Here is a 14289-nt window from a genome sequence, read left to right as displayed (position 1 = left end):
GATCCGTCCCGCCCCCACAGCCCCGCGCCTTCGGCCAACACTCCGAAGCGCGCTGCGTCAGGAAACGCATACACCCGTGCCCCAGCGAGCATCCGGAAGGCCGTCCGTCCCAGCCGGAGCTGAGGCTCCAGGAAGGGCGACACCACCAGCGTGGGCCCTGGCACGTCCAGCGGCGGCAGAGCCCACGGGTGGATGGGCCAGGACAGCACCCAACCCTCCTGGGCACCCGGCCCCCACTCGTAGCGGACGTCGGGCACGAGCGGCTCCAGGAAGCAGCCCGTGTAGAGGCACAGCGAGCGCTTCCAGGACACCAGCACGGGGGCCCGCCCGTCGTCGTCCTTACCTTCGTCCGAAGCCTGGGCCGGCACGGCGGCCAGGAGACACACCAGCAGTCCCCCGGCCGCGAGCCCCTTCACCGCGCTACTTCCCGGTGAAGGTCGCGGGGCGCTTCTCCAGGAAGGCCTTCATGCCTTCGCGCTGGTCCTCGGAGCCGAACAGGTCGCCGAAGGCCTGGCGCTCGATTTCGTTCGCCGCGCGCAGGTCCTGGTCGGCGCCGGCCTCGATGACCTGCTTGGCCTTGGAGATGGCCAGCGGGCTGTTCTTGAGAATCTTCTCCGCCACGGCGCGGCAGTGCGCGAGCAGGCCGTCCGCGGGGAGGACCTCCAGCACCATGCCAATCTCCTTCGCCTTCGCCGCGTCGATGCGGTCGCCGGTGAAGATGAGCTCCTTGGCGCGGGCGCGGCCCACCACGCGGGTGAGGCGCTGGGTGCCGCCGAAGCCGGGGATGACGCCCAGGCCGACTTCCGGCAGGCCAAGCTTGGCCTTCTCGGAGGCGTAGATGAAGTCACAGGCCAGGGCCAGCTCGGAGCCGCCGCCGAGCGCGAAGCCGTTCACGGCCGCGATGGTCGGAATGGGCAGCGCCTCCAGCGCGGCCATGACCCGGTGCCCCAGGGCGCCGAACTCCTGGGCCTGCGCGTCGGTGAGCGCGGCCATCTCCGCGATGTCCGCGCCCGCGACGAAGGCCTTCTCGCCGCCGCCGGTGACGATGAGGACGCGCACGTCCGCGGGAAGGGACTTCAGCGCGGACTCGAGCTCCTGCAGCGTCTTGGTGTTGAGGGCGTTGAGCGCCTTGGGGCGGTCGATGAAGAGGGTCGCGATGGCGCCCTCCTGCTCCAGCCGGATGTTCTCGTAGGCCATGTTCGAGGCTCCTGGGGTGGAAGTGGGTAACCGAGGGGCTCAGTACTTGTAGAAGCCGCGGCCGTTCTTCTTGCCGTACCAGCCGGCCTCCACGTACTGCCGCAGCAGGGGGCTGGGGCGGTACTTGGGGTCGCCCAGTCCCTTGTGGAGCACCTCGGCGATGTAGAGCACGGTGTCCAGGCCGATGAAGTCCGCCAACTGCAACGGGCCCATGGGCTGGTTGGTGCCCAGCTTCATCGCGGTGTCGATGTCCTCGACGGAGCCCAGGCCCTCCATGACGGCGAAGCAGGCCTCGTTGAGCATGGGGATGAGGATGCGGTTGACGATGAAGCCCGGGTAGTCCTTGGAGACCACCGTCGTCTTGCCCATCTTCTCCGCGAGGGCCCGCGTGGTGGCGTACGTCTCATCGGACGTGGCGGCACCGCGGATGATCTCCACGAGCTGCATCACCGGCACCGGGTTCATGAAGTGCATGCCGATGACGGACTCGGGGCGCTTGGTATACGCGGCGATCCGGGTGATGGGGATGGACGACGTGTTGGTGGCGAGCACGCCGCCCGGGCGCACGATTTCGTCCAGGTCCAGGAAGATGCCGCGCTTGAGGCCCTCGCTCTCCGTCACGGCCTCGACGGCGAAGTCCACGTCCTTGGCGTCGGTGACCTTCGTCACGGTGACGAGGCTGGCCTCGGCGGCCTGCTGCTTGGCGGCGTCGAGCTTGCCCTTCTCCACCAGCTTCTTCAGGCCGGCGCGGATGCGGTCGGCGCCCTTGGCGAGCCCCGCCTCGGAGACGTCCGCCAGCGTGACGCGAAGGCCCGCGACGAGTGCCACCTGCGCGATGCCCGCGCCCATCTGCCCTGCCCCGACGACGACAATGTGTTCCGTTGCCATGGCGTGTACGCACCTCTAGGGTCGGAAAGCGTGAAGTACGGCGTGCGGGCGGCCTTAGCCCACGCCCCCAGGGCGGTCAACGAACTGCGGCGGGCAACTGAAGCTGCCGGACGATGTACTGCTCCTCGCCGACGACGAGCTCCGTCTCCAGGCGCACACGGGCGTCGCTGCCCTCACGTTTCACGAAGAGCGCCGCGTCCCAGGTGCCCTCGGGCAGGTCCACCTTGTACGTGAGTTCAGGTGGTGGTCCCGAGGGGAAGAACCGCTCCTCGCGCTTGAGGAGCTGGCCTTCCGGGTCGGAGATCTGCAGGTCCACGGCGCGCACGGAGGCCCAGCCCGGGCCCGCGAGTTGGAAGGCGACGTCGCGCTCGGGGGTGCCCGTCACCTGCCACAGGTAGAGCCCGAGGGCGACGAGCAGGAGCAGCGGCAGCCGCTTGGCCAGCGCACTCTTCCGTTCGTTCGGGCGCGGAGGCGGCGCGGCACTCGAGGGGGACTCAGCGGGAGGGGGCGTGTCCGCCACCGTTACTCCTTCTTGGTGCGCTTCGCGCTGGGGCGCTTCGCGTTGAGCTCGGAGATGACCACGCTGGGCGTGGCGGACCGGCGGGACTTGGTGGGCTCGGCGGGGGCTTCCGACTCGGAGGGCTTCTCCTCCTTCTCGGGAGGCACCAGGCGGATCTGCGCCTTGATCTCCACCGTCATGCCGGACATGAGCTTGAGGAACTCGTCTCGCAGCTTCTCGGACTGGAGGAAGCGACGGAGCTCTTCGGTGACGGCGCGCGTCACCTCGTCCTTGGTCTTCTCGGCCTGACCGAGGATGAAGCCCAGGGCTTCCTTGGGGAGTTTGAGCTGGCCTGCGAGGTTGCGGATGCCCTCTTCCGTCATGAAGAGGGCACCCAGGCCGGCCACGGCCATGCGGCGAACGAACTCCGGAACGAAGCCCGCGGGCCCGTTGGAGCCACTGGTTCGGTCCTGCCGTTCGTCTTCGTCGAGCAGCGGTTCGGGCGGGAAGTCGTCGTTGCCGGCCGGGGCCATGATGTCTCCTCGATAGTTAGCGGGCCTGCATCACCGGCAGCGGAACGCTCTTGATGCTCTGGGCTGACACGCGCCCTGCGATGTTCCGCGCGACTTCCTGGAAGGCCTTCGCCTCCGGGCTGTCCTTGGCACCCACGACCACCGGAACGCCGGAGTCTCCAGACTCCCGCACCTTCAGGTCCAGCGGGATTTCACCGAGGAATGGAATCCCGAACATCTGCGCGGCCTTGCGGCCACCGCCGTGGTTGAAGATGGCCGTGGTGTGCGAGCAGTTCGGGCAGACGAACTGGCTCATGTTCTCCACGATGCCCAGCACGGGGATGTGGACCTTGTCGAACATCTGCTTGGCGCGAACCACGTCGGCGAGCGCCACGTCCTGCGGCGTGGTGACGAGCACGGCGCCCGCGGCCCGGACGGACTGGGACAGCGTGAGCGCCACGTCACCGGTGCCGGGCGGCAGGTCGAGGACGAGGTAGTCGAGCTCGCCCCAGTTCACGTCCCGGACGAGCTGCATCAGCGCGCCGTGGAGCATGGGGCCGCGCCAGATGAGCGCCTGGTCGGCTTCCACGAGGAAGCCGATGGACATGACCTTGAGGCCGTGGGCCTCAAGCGGGTTGAGCGACTTGCCGTCCGGGCTGACAGGGCGCTTGTCGCCCAGGCCGGTCATCAGGGGGACGGAAGGGCCGTAGAAGTCCGCGTCGAGCAGGCCCACCTTGGCGCCGTGCTGGGCCAGGGCCGTGGCGAGGTTGATGGAGACGGTGGACTTGCCCACTCCGCCCTTCCCTGCGCCGACGAGGATGATGTTCTTCACCTGGGGGAGCAGCGCGCCAGCGGGCATGCCCCCGCCGGCCGGGCGGACCCGGGCGCCCCACTCGATGTCGAAGGACTTGAGGCCGGGGACGGCCTTGAGGGCCGCCTCGGAGTCGGCCTGGATCTTCCCCTTCATCGGGCAGGCAGGCGTGGTGAGCTCGATCTTGAGTTTCGCGGTGTCCCCGCTGACGTGGATGTCCTTCACCATTCCCGCCTTCACGAGATCGATGTGAAGCTCGGGATCCATCACCTTCGACATCGCAGCGAGGATGTCGGCCTGGGTAACGCTCATCTGGACACCTGAAACCTTTTGGAAAACGGGCGGTTGTAAGCCGCCAGCGGGCGCGGAATCTGCCAGCCCAGGGGGGGCTGTCAACGTCGTTTAACGGGGCTGTACGCCCAGCGCACCCTGTAGGTGTCAGGCACGGCTACTGAGTGTCGGCCCGCTGAACGGGCCTATCAGGAGCGCTGGTGCGGGACTCGGGCGGCGGGGCGAGGGCCCGGTGAGTTACTCGATGGCCGCGATGCCGTACGAGCTTTTCCCGATAAAAACATCGATGTCACAATCACCACGCAGCATCGTGAGGATGCGCAACTGATTGTCTATCGGCAACCGATCCGGACTAACTGTGCGAGTCATTGTCCACCCAGACTTCAGTGCAAGTACGACAGCTGAATCTGGGTGAACCGGTGCCCTGACAGGAGCGGGTTGGGCGGGTCGGCCAGCTCCTGGGAACGGAAGACCATGCCCAGGCCGAACTGGAACCCGCCCGTGCGGAAGGCCGCGCCGAACTCGCTGTCCCCGACGATGGGCGCCTTCCGGACGCTGATGCTCGGCCGGAAGAGCGTGCCATCCAGGAACAGGTTCCTCGCGACCACCCTCGCCTGCCCTCGGGCATACAGGTAGGCCTCCCAGGCACGTTCATCTCGAATGGTCATCAGCTCCGAGGATGCCTCTCCCGGCGCCCGCTGCGCCTCCAGTTCCTTGACCACGGACGGCATGATCGGCGCCAGGCCATACGGTCGGGCGAGATAGCCCACACGGACCGTTCCGCCCAGGCTCGCGTTCACGAACACCGTGCCCAGCATCGCCCCGGCGGACCACGTCACGTCCACCACGGGGCTCCAGAGCAGCGGCTGCTCGCGGAGCGCGGAGAAGTGGAACGCGGGCTCGGTGGGCAACTGCTTCTCCCAACCCACCGGAATCCTTGCCACCGTGTGCCCGAAGATGTCGTTCAGCGTCCGGTGCAGCCAGCGCTGCGTCTGCGCCGCCCCGGACGCCGGCCCCGTGACGCCCACCGTGGCCTGGAGCGTCAGTCTCGACGAGTCCGCGGGCGCCCTCCCCGCATAGATGTGCTGGAAGAAGATGCCGCCGTGCAGCCAGCCCCCGTAGGGCCGGTCATTCGGATCCGGGAACACCTCCTGCTCCGGCAGCGGAACGATGCGGCTGGGCGTGTACATGTTCTGCGCCAACGAGCCGCCACAGAGGTACCGGTGCTGCACGCCGTCCGGAAGCCGCAGCGTCCGCGCGATGGAACGGCACCCGTCGTACTCCCCGAAGTGCTCGATGCGGACGCCGTTCGTGTAGAGCCGGTCGCTCTTGGCCAACACGTCATTCTCGAAGTGGAGGCTCGTGACGAACGGCAGCTTCTGCTCCACCTTCGCGGCGGAAGAAGCCTCCGCCTGGGCCAGACAGGATGCGGTCAGCAACGCGAGCGCCTTCAGCATCCATTCAGTCTACCGCTCGCGCCCGTCAGCCCCCGAATGGCCACTGGTCATCAGGAAACACTCTACCCACCACGTCGGCCACCCCGAAGCGCGCGGCATCTTCAAACGCCTCCGTGCCGCCCAGCCCATTCAGGCTCAAGGCCGTGGGGCACAGCGCATACGTCTGCGCATGGGACGCCCCCATCAACAGCCGCAACAGGTTTACCCGCTGCTTGGGCTCGCCATAGGTCATGATTTCGAACCGCTCCGCCGCCGGCACCTTCGCCAGCGACAGCGCGTGGCGACAGGCCTCCTCGAAGCCCGCGACCTGATCCACCAGCCCCACTGCCTTGCCGCGCACGCCCGAGTACACGCGGCCCTCCGCCAACTGGTGGATCTCCTCCTTCGTCCGCCCCCGCCCCTTCGCGACGATGTCGAGGAAGGCCTGGTACATCTCCTCCACCTCGGCCTCCAGCGTGGCCTGCTCCTGAGGCGTGAAGCCACGCGAGAACGAGAGCATGGCCGCGTTCTGCCCCCGGACCAGCACCGTCTTGTGCACCCCAAGCTTCTCCATCAGCCCGGACATGTCGAACTTGCCCGCGAAGACACCAATCGAGCCCACCATGGCGTGCGGCGCAGACCAGATCTCCTTCGCGCCCACCGCCACCATGTACCCCGCACTGGCGCACACCCGGTCCATGTACGCGATGACGGGTTTCTTCCGCGCCACGCGTTGCACTGCCTCCAGCATCTGCTCCGACGCCAGCGGCGTCCCGCCCGGACTGCTGATGTAGACGACCACCGCCTTCGACCGTTTGTCCCGCCCCGCCGCGCGCAGCGCCTTCACCACCGTCTCCGCGGTCGCCATCTTCCCGCTGGCCCCCTTGCCCGGGATGATGATTCCAGACACGGGTACCACCGCGACGCGCGGGTTCCGCCGCAGCCGCTTCCAACGGACCGGCGGGAACGGAATCGTGGAGAGATAGGTCTCCATCGGCTCCAGCTCCGTCTCCTCCTCCCCGTCCCCCGGCTTCGCCAGCCCGAGGTGCGCGGGCAGGTTCGCCTCGCTCACCAGCGCGTCCACCAGCCCCGCGTCCAATGCCCGGCGGGCACTGAAGGGCCCCTGGTCGATCAGCGCCCGGACCTCCTCCGGCGTCTTGCGCCGCCCCCGAGCCACCACGTCCACCAGGTCCGCGTAGCGCTCATCCAGGAACGACTCCACCGTCCGCGTCTGGATGTCCGACACGACGGGCCTGGTGAAGAGCTCCGGCGCCGTCTTGTAATCCCCGCGCCGGATGAATTGCGGCCGGATGCCCACCCGCGACAGGCCCACGCCCAGGGCGGTGGACTCGGCGGAGTAGCCCACCAGCTCCACGCGGCCCATGGGGGGCAGGAGCACCTCGTCCGCCGAGCACAAGAGGGCATACGCCTCGTTGTCCACGTGGACTGCCCAGCCCACCACCCGCTTTCCCTGGGCTCGGAAGGCCATCAACACCGCCACCAGCGCATCCCGCTTCGCCGCGGGCACTGCCAGGTCCTCCACCTCCAGGAGGATGCCCTTCACCCGGCCGTCCTTCGCCAGGAGCTCCAACGATTCGCGGAGGCGCTCCACGGAGGTGACATCCGACGGCTCGGGGCGGCTGCCCCCCAGCTGTAACCGGCGCCGGCGCCGCTCGCGGTACGGCGGATCCCCCGTCAGCCGGAAGCGGACGTAGGCGGGCCGGTGGCTGGCGGCCATCATCCGGAAGGGGGCGCCCAGCAGGGAGACCAGAAGGAGGTACAGGTTGGCGAGGACGATGAAGGGCAGGCGCAGCATGGCGTCCGGAATGGAAATGTGGGTCCCCGGCCCGTAATGGACGCTCACTCAGCGTGCAAGCCCTGTTCAGTCCATCCGTTGGGTCGTGATAGCCTCCCCCGCCATATGCGATACCTCGTTCCCCGGATGTTCCTCGTCCTCGCGCTCAGCTCGGGTGGTGCCGCGCTGGCCCAGCCTCGCAAGCAGGTCCAGGATTTCCAGGCCCCCCGCGAGATGACCGCCGAGGAGCGTGAGGCCGCCAAGCAGCGCGCCATGGGCAACAACCTCAACTCCTACGGCAAGGACGTCCAGCTCAAGCAGAAGCCGATTCCGTGGATGGCCATCGGCCTCGCGGGGCTCGTGTTCGTGGTCGCCGTGCCTTTCGGCATCCGCGCCTACCGGAACACGTCCAAGGACATCGGGGGGCAGAACACCTTCGGCGCCAACCGCGGCGACGACGAAGCCGCCTGAGCCGGTTCCGGCCCGGACTTCAGGCGGGCCGGACCTCCACGGAACCTCCCGCATCCACCGTGACGCGCACGGGAAGGAAGCGCTCCACGACACGGGCGTGGGTGGTGAGGTGGTCGGTGATTCGCGCCGCCGTGAATCGCGTGGTGCCCGGTGTCGCCGGCCCCAGGCGCCCGGCGGCCAGCAGCGCGGCGGGCAGGAGAATCTGATCGGCGAGGTGCTCGTCGAGCGCCCCACCCGTCTCCATGAACCGCGCCAGGGCCTCTCCTCCCTCGCGGCCCACGTCCTCGGCGGGGCGGCCCCGCTCTCCCAGCGCGGTGAAGCCCGCGATGGTGTGCTCGAACTGGGCCAGGACGAAAGTGACAGTCCCCACCGAGCGCGTCACCGCCAGCGGGCGGTTGTCCGCCTCCGCCAGGATGCCGCGCTCACGCAGCGCCCCCACGGCGGCCCTGGATTGACGCTCGGCGATGGTGAACGGCAGCCCGCCGGTGAAGGACGACACGCGGACCTCGCGCAACATGCCTCGCGCGGGCAGCTCCACCAGCCGGGGCGGCTCCTGCGGCGGCCCCACCTCCGCGACAATCTCCCCCGCGCCCTCCGGGTAGAAGCCGGCGTGCACCAGGGACAGCAACACCGGCAGGCCATACGCGTGCGCCACCGGCTGCCAGACGGTGGCCACGTAGTGGAAGCTGGGGCTGTGCGGCAGGTGCGTGCCGCCTCGCAAGGTCAGCCGTCCTCCGCCGGCCAGGGCCAGCGGATAGACGAGGCACTGGAAGAGCAACGGCGTGCTGCCCGCGGTGCCCACCTCCAGCAGGTAGTCGCCGGCGCGCACGGGGGCCGGGGTGAAGGAGAGCTCGGAGGCGCCGACGGTGGCGCCCTCGGAAGAAGCGGCACCGCCACACAGGGCCTCGGCGCCGCGTACGCAGGCCAGGTGCTGGGGACGCAGACCGGGCGGATCACGTCGCTCGCGCAGGCGCGTGATGTGGAACGGGCGGCCGGTGATGAGCGACAGCGACAGCGCGGAGCGGAGAATCTGGCCGCCCCCTTCGCCCTCACTCCCATCCAGCCGCACCAGCCCGGTGTCGGGCCCCTGGGTGCCGGTCATGTCCCTCCCGTTTCAGGTGCCACCGCGTGAATGAAGGCGCAGGGTAACAGGAACGCAAGGCTGGCACCCCCACGAGAACACCCTTCCCTTCGCCGCTGCACAGAAGCAGCCCTGATGGCGGCGAACGGAGGGTTCCGCGTGGGGGCCCTTGCGCTACTCGTCCAACGAGGGCAGCACGCCCACCTGGATGAAGCTGGGGTTCGCCGCGGAGTGGTAGACGCGGTGGAAGGCGCGCGTGAAGTGCTCCTCCTTCGCCTCGAAGATGTTGGGCACGTAGGTCTGCGGGTTGCGGTCGATGAACGGGAACCAGCTCGACTGGACCTGGATCATCACGCGGTGTCCACGCTGGAAGGTGTGGAACACGTCGTTGATGACGAAGCGCACCTTCGTCACCTCGTTGGGCTTGAAGGGCTTGGGCTCGCTGTAGCTGTCGCGGAACCGGCCGCGGAAGGGCTCGCCGCGCACCAGCGTCTGCTGATGGCCCCGGTTCTTCTGCCCCTTCTCTTCATCGCCCTTGCGCCACCCGCGCACCTTGCCCGGGTTGACGTCCACCAGCTTCACCACCCAGTCCGCGTCGGTGCCCGTCGTGGAAACCCACAACTCCGCCTCCAGCGGTCCCGCCAGCGTGAGGTCGCGCTCCAGCGGCTCCGTCTCGAACACCAGCACGTCCGGCCGGCGCGCGGCGAAGCGCTGGTCCTCCGTCATGTAGTCCTTGCTCCAGCCCGTCATCATCTCCTGCGTGTACGGCACGGGTTTGGCTGGGTCGCTCACGTACTCGGCGAAGGACGCGCCCGTCGTCTTCGGCGCCGTGGTGGCCAGGCCACCCTTGGGCTGGAAGTACAGCCGCGTCTCGCGCAGCCCCTTGGGCGGCCACGTGTCGAAGCGGCGCCAGCGGTTGGCGCCCGTCTCGAACACCATGGCCTCCGGCACGTCCGGCTTCGCGCCGCCCTTGAGGTGGTGCTTGAAGAAGTCCAGCGCCAGTGCCTGGTAGGTCTCGCTGGTGGCGAAGCCGAAGTCCGCGTCGCCCAGGGACTCGCCACCGCCGCGCTGCCAGCCGCCGTGCGGCCACGGGCCCATGATGAGGCTGTTGGAGATGCCGGGGTTCTGCTTCTCGATGGCGGCGTAGGTCCGCAGGGGGCCGTAGAGGTCCTCGGTGTCGTACCAGCCGCCCACCGTGAGCACCGCCGCCTTGATGTTCTTCAGGTGCGGGAGCAGGTTCCGCGCCTGCCAGAAGCTGTCGTAGTTGGGGTGCGCGGTGACGTCCTTCCAGAAGGCGACGTCCCCCTTCATGTGCTTCGCGTCCGCGTTGCCCAGGGGGCCCAGGTCCAGGAAGAACTGGTAGCCGTCTGGCGTGCCGTGCTCGAAGCGCTGCCACTCCTCGTTGTCCGTGGGATGGGGCCGGGGCTTTCCGAACGTGGAGAAGAAGTTGAACGCCAGCGCCAGGTTGAAGGCACCGTGGCGGTGCATGTCATCCCAGAACCAGTCGGCGATGGGGGCCTGCGGCGACACCGCCTTGAGCGCCGGGTGCGAATCAATGGCGCCCGCCGACGCGTAGAAGCCGGGGTACGAAATCCCCCACTGGCCCACGCGGCCGTTGTTGTTCGCCACGCGCTTCACCAGCCACTCGATGGTGTCGTACGTGTCGGTGCTCTCGTCGAAGTCCTTGGGCCCGGCCTTCTTCGGCTTGTGGGGGCGGACGTTGACGAACTCGCCTTCGGACATGTTGCGGCCGCGCACGTCCTGGAAGGCGAAGATGAAGCCGTCCTTCTCGAACGCCTCGGTGGGGGCCAGCGCGGGGGGATACCGGTCCACGCCATAGGGCGCGACGCTGTACGGCGTGCGCACCAGGATGATGGGATAGCGCTTCCCCGGTGACGCGTCCGCGGGGACGTAGACGGAGGTGAACAGGCGCGTCCCGTCCCGCATGGGAATGCGGTACTCGAACTTGGTGTACTGCGAGCGGACGCGTTCGGTGCGCTCGGGAGAGATGCTGTAGGGGCGCTTCGGGGCTGGCGGGGTGGACTGCGCCTGCGCCGGGCCTGCCACGGTGGCCAGCAGGACAGCCGCGAGGCATCGGGTCACGGGATGCATGCACGCTCCTGGAACGATGACGCTGGAAGGACGGCCCGCAACACCGCGAGCGGCCCGCTTGTTCCCGGAATCAGCCCCGCTCTTCCCCGCCCTCGTCCAGCCCGTACTTGCGCAGCTTGTCATGCAGGGTGGCCCGGCCAATGCCCAGCCGCCGCGCCGCTTCACTGCGGTTTCCGCCCGCCATGCGCAGCGCGTCCAGGACCAGGCCGCGCTCGTACGCCTCCACGCGCTCCTTGAGCCCCGCGCCGGGCTCCCCGTCCTGCGGCCCTGGACGGACCGGGTCCGATGACGCCCCCGGGAAACCACTATCCGCGCCTGCCGGCTCCGTGGAAGGCAACTGGCCCAGGTCCAGCCGCCCCTCGCTGGACAGCGCGACCAGGCTCTCCAGCGTGTTCTCCAGTTCGCGCACGTTACCCGGCCACGGCAAGGCACGGAGCTGCTCGAAGAAGCCGTCGGGGATTTTCAGCGGGCCGGTGTGGAACCGGTCGATGAAGCGGTCCAGGAACACCCGTGCCAGCACGGGGATGTCCTCGGGGCGCTCGCGCAGCGGCGGCACCCGGAGCTGGACGACGTTGAGCCGGTAGTAGAGGTCCTCGCGGAACGCCCCCTCCAGGGCCAGACGGCGCAAGTCCCTGTGGGTGGCGGCGATGATGCGCACGTCCACCGTCACCGGCCGGTCCTCCCCCACCGGGCGCACCTCGCCCTCCTGAAGCACGCGAAGGAGCCGGGCCTGGAGCGTGGGCGCCAGCTCGCCCACCTCGTCCAGCAGCAGCGTGCCGCCATCCGCCTCACGGAAGAGCCCAGGCCGCGCGCGGTGGGCTCCGGTGAAGGCGCCCCGGGCGTGGCCGAACAGCTCGGCCTCCGCCAGCTCCTCGGTGAGTGCCGCGCAGTTGAAGCGCAGGAAGGGCCGGTTCGCGCGCGGCGAGGCCCGGACGAGCGCGTCCGCCACCCGCTCCTTGCCCGTGCCGCTCTCGCCGGTGATGAGCACCGTCACATCCCGTGAGCCCGCCCGTTGCACGAGTTGCGCGAGCCGGGCCATGGGCTCCGAGACGAACACCAATGAGCGGGATAGGTTCAGCTCACCTGAAAGCCGTGTGTTCTCCTCGCGGAGCCGTACCGACTCCAGCGCGCGGGAGACGACCGCCAGCAGCTCATCCACGTCGAAGGGCTTGCGGAAGTAGTCGTAGGCCCCCGCCTTCATGGCCTCCACCGCGAAGCGCTCGGAGCCATGCGCGGTGATGACGATGACGCGAGGCGACCGAGGGAACGTACTCAGCCGGCGAACCAGCGCCATGCCGTCCATCCGAGGCATGCGCAAGTCGGAGATGACCAGCTCGTAGGGCCGCGCCGACAGCTTCTCCAGCGCGTCCTCGCCATCCACGGATTCATCCACCTCGACGCCGGAGAGGCTCTTGAGCATCTCCCTCAGCGTGAAGCGAACGCCCGCGTCGTCATCCACCACCAGGACGCGCGTGGTGCCGCCCTCCTTTGCCTCATCCCACATTCGCGACTCCGTGCAGTGGCCGCAGGAGCTCCGCTGGCAGCTCTCGAGGAAGCGTCAACGCCGCCTCGCATCCGCCTCCTACCGCATTCGCCAGCGTGACGTCTCCGCCGTGCTGTCTCGCCAGGGCACGCGCCACCGTCAGGCCCAACCCGGAGCCCTTGGCCTTGGTCGTCACGCCCGCGTCGAACACACGGGCCACGAGCTCGGAGGCCAGTCCAGGCCCTGAGTCGCGCACGGAGACGCGGGCCTCGCCCACGGGCAGCGCGCGGACCTCCACGGAGACACGCCCGCCCGCGGGACAGGCCTCGATGGCGTTGTGCAGCAGGTTCATCAACACCTGCTTCACCTTGCGCGAGTCACACACCGCCTCCACGCCCTCCGTGCCCTTGCGCTCCAGCCGCACGCCGTGACCCGCCGCCAGTCCTTCGTGTAGCACCAGGGCTTCGTCGCACAGCGCGCCCAGGTTCACGGGGCTCACCGTCAAAGGCACCAGCGGCCGAGTGAAGTTGAGGAACTCCTCCAGGATGCCCTGCATCCGCACCACCTCGCCCGACAGCACCTGCAGGCGTTCTGCGGGCTGGGCGCGACCTGCTTCGCGCGCCATGAGCTGGGTGAGGCCCTTCACCGTGGCCAGCGGGTTCTTCAGCTCGTGGGCAATCTCTCCGGACATGGCCTCCAGGGCGCCCGCATACGAGCGATGCGTGGCCAGCAGCTCGTCGCGGCTGGCGAGCGCTTCGCTCAGCATGTTGTCGAAGGTCGTCCGGATGGCGCCGCCCGCGGCGCTGCACACGCAGAGCATGATGGCGGTGACGAGGGCGCCCGCGACGAGCAGGACGGGCGACGGCGCGCCGAGGAACCACAGGGGCAACCCCTGAACCAGCCCGGAGATCTGGACGAAGGAGACGACCATCAGCGTGGACAGTTGTGCCATCAGCAGCCGCGAGCGCACCCGAGGCGCCGCCGTGAGGCTCGACAAGAAGCCCAGGGGCAATGCTGCGGGGAGGACGGGGCTGGCGATGCCGCCTGTCCCCACGATGATGCACGTCAGGATGATCTGCCCCATCCACAGGTTGAGGGGCACGCTGCGCGCGTCGACGCCGTCGCGCTGGAAGCGGCGGAACTCCTGGAAGAAGCAGGTGAAGGCACCCACCCCCACCACGCTCATGAACACGCATCGCCAGGGCGCGCCGTCGATGACGGCGACACACACGGCGGACAGCAACAGCAACAGCGACAGGAACAGGCGGACACGAACCAGCCGGCCGAACAGGCGCCCGAAGTGCTTGAGCTGGATGTCCTCGAAGTAGCGCTGGGTCCGCGAGTCCATGGGGCTTCTCCCGCTCACGCCTCCCCGCTCATCGTATGTCAGCCGCGTCCCCCTCGATGACCGTCAACTGGGGCGCCGCCTTTCGTTCCGGGACGCGGGCCCCGGACACGGTCTGCCCTCCCGTCGCCGTGCGTTCGGTGGAGGACATGCGGGGTTGGCTGGCCTGGGACGCAGCGCGGCGCGGCGCAGGCCGCAGTGGCAGGCCGAAGTACAGGTACATGTCGAGCAACATGGATTGACTTCCCCTTGGCGGATGCGTGGACGGTGAAACGCATCCGGCCTGGAGCAATGGTGATGCCACCGGCTGTCCGGCCGTTCACCGGGGCGCGCCACTTCGCGAGGAAGCGGCGAAACGCACCGTGCCA

12 protein-coding genes and 1 pseudogene are annotated in these 14289 nt (G+C 68.9%); 1 reads left to right on the top strand and 12 read right to left on the bottom strand.

Annotated features, from left to right (window positions below):
* From F8M74_RS11880 to sppA, 8 genes and pseudogenes are all read right to left on the bottom strand, one after another.
* Positions 1 to 416 (bottom strand): annotated as a pseudogene (locus tag F8M74_RS11880) (hypothetical protein); the annotation flags it as partial.
* 4 nt (positions 417 to 420) lie between these two features.
* A complete protein-coding gene (locus tag F8M74_RS11875; RefSeq protein WP_141256523.1) occupies positions 421 to 1197 on the bottom strand; it encodes an enoyl-CoA hydratase-related protein in 777 nt (258 codons plus the stop codon).
* A 39-nt stretch (positions 1198 to 1236) separates the two neighbouring features.
* On the bottom strand, positions 1237 to 2085 hold the full coding sequence (locus F8M74_RS11870; RefSeq protein ID WP_141256522.1) for a 3-hydroxyacyl-CoA dehydrogenase family protein: 849 nt from the start codon (positions 2083 to 2085) through the stop codon (positions 1237 to 1239).
* 76 nt (positions 2086 to 2161) lie between these two features.
* Complete coding sequence (locus F8M74_RS11865) at positions 2162 to 2605, bottom strand: hypothetical protein (protein WP_140791975.1); 444 nt, start codon at positions 2603 to 2605, stop codon at positions 2162 to 2164.
* Between the two features lie 2 nt (positions 2606 to 2607).
* Positions 2608 to 3117 carry a hypothetical protein gene (locus tag F8M74_RS11860; RefSeq protein ID WP_141256521.1) on the bottom strand — a complete coding sequence of 170 codons (510 nt, stop codon included), beginning with the start codon at positions 3115 to 3117 and terminating at the stop codon, positions 2608 to 2610.
* A gap of 16 nt (positions 3118 to 3133) precedes the next feature.
* Positions 3134 to 4219, bottom strand: coding sequence for an iron-sulfur cluster carrier protein ApbC (gene apbC, locus F8M74_RS11855; RefSeq protein ID WP_141256520.1), 1086 nt, complete (start codon positions 4217 to 4219; stop codon positions 3134 to 3136).
* Between the two features lie 362 nt (positions 4220 to 4581).
* Complete coding sequence (locus tag F8M74_RS11850; RefSeq protein WP_141256519.1) at positions 4582 to 5655, bottom strand: lipid A deacylase LpxR family protein; 1074 nt, start codon at positions 5653 to 5655, stop codon at positions 4582 to 4584.
* Positions 5656 to 5680: 25 nt separating this feature from the next.
* Positions 5681 to 7498, bottom strand: coding sequence for a signal peptide peptidase SppA (sppA, locus tag F8M74_RS11845; protein ID WP_141256518.1), 1818 nt, complete (start codon positions 7496 to 7498; stop codon positions 5681 to 5683).
* A gap of 78 nt (positions 7499 to 7576) precedes the next feature.
* Here sppA and F8M74_RS11840 point away from each other — a divergent pair, with 78 nt between their 5' ends.
* A complete protein-coding gene (locus F8M74_RS11840) occupies positions 7577 to 7900 on the top strand; it encodes a hypothetical protein (protein WP_141256525.1) in 324 nt (107 codons plus the stop codon).
* Between the two features lie 19 nt (positions 7901 to 7919).
* Here the strand turns inward: F8M74_RS11840 and rtcA are convergent, their stop codons facing one another.
* From rtcA to F8M74_RS11820, 4 genes are all read right to left on the bottom strand, one after another.
* Complete coding sequence (gene rtcA, locus F8M74_RS11835) at positions 7920 to 9002, bottom strand: RNA 3'-terminal phosphate cyclase (RefSeq protein WP_141256517.1); 1083 nt, start codon at positions 9000 to 9002, stop codon at positions 7920 to 7922.
* Positions 9003 to 9155: 153 nt separating this feature from the next.
* A complete protein-coding gene (locus F8M74_RS11830) occupies positions 9156 to 11093 on the bottom strand; it encodes a CocE/NonD family hydrolase (RefSeq protein WP_141256516.1) in 1938 nt (645 codons plus the stop codon).
* A gap of 70 nt (positions 11094 to 11163) precedes the next feature.
* Positions 11164 to 12597 carry a sigma-54 dependent transcriptional regulator gene (locus tag F8M74_RS11825; RefSeq protein WP_141256515.1) on the bottom strand — a complete coding sequence of 478 codons (1434 nt, stop codon included), beginning with the start codon at positions 12595 to 12597 and terminating at the stop codon, positions 11164 to 11166.
* Positions 12587 to 13924: a PAS domain-containing sensor histidine kinase gene (locus F8M74_RS11820; RefSeq protein WP_141256514.1), complete on the bottom strand. Its 1338-nt coding sequence runs from the start codon at positions 13922 to 13924 to the stop codon at positions 12587 to 12589. Before F8M74_RS11820 ends, F8M74_RS11825 begins: the two co-directional genes overlap by 11 nt.
* Positions 13925 to 14289: the final 365 nt, after the last annotated feature.

The organism is Myxococcus sp. CA023 (assembly GCF_010998615.1).
In the GTDB taxonomy this organism is placed as follows: Bacteria; Myxococcota; Myxococcia; order Myxococcales; family Myxococcaceae; genus Myxococcus.
The sequence above is the reverse complement of the archived record's forward strand: the minus strand, read 5'-3'. Positions and strand labels throughout refer to the sequence as shown.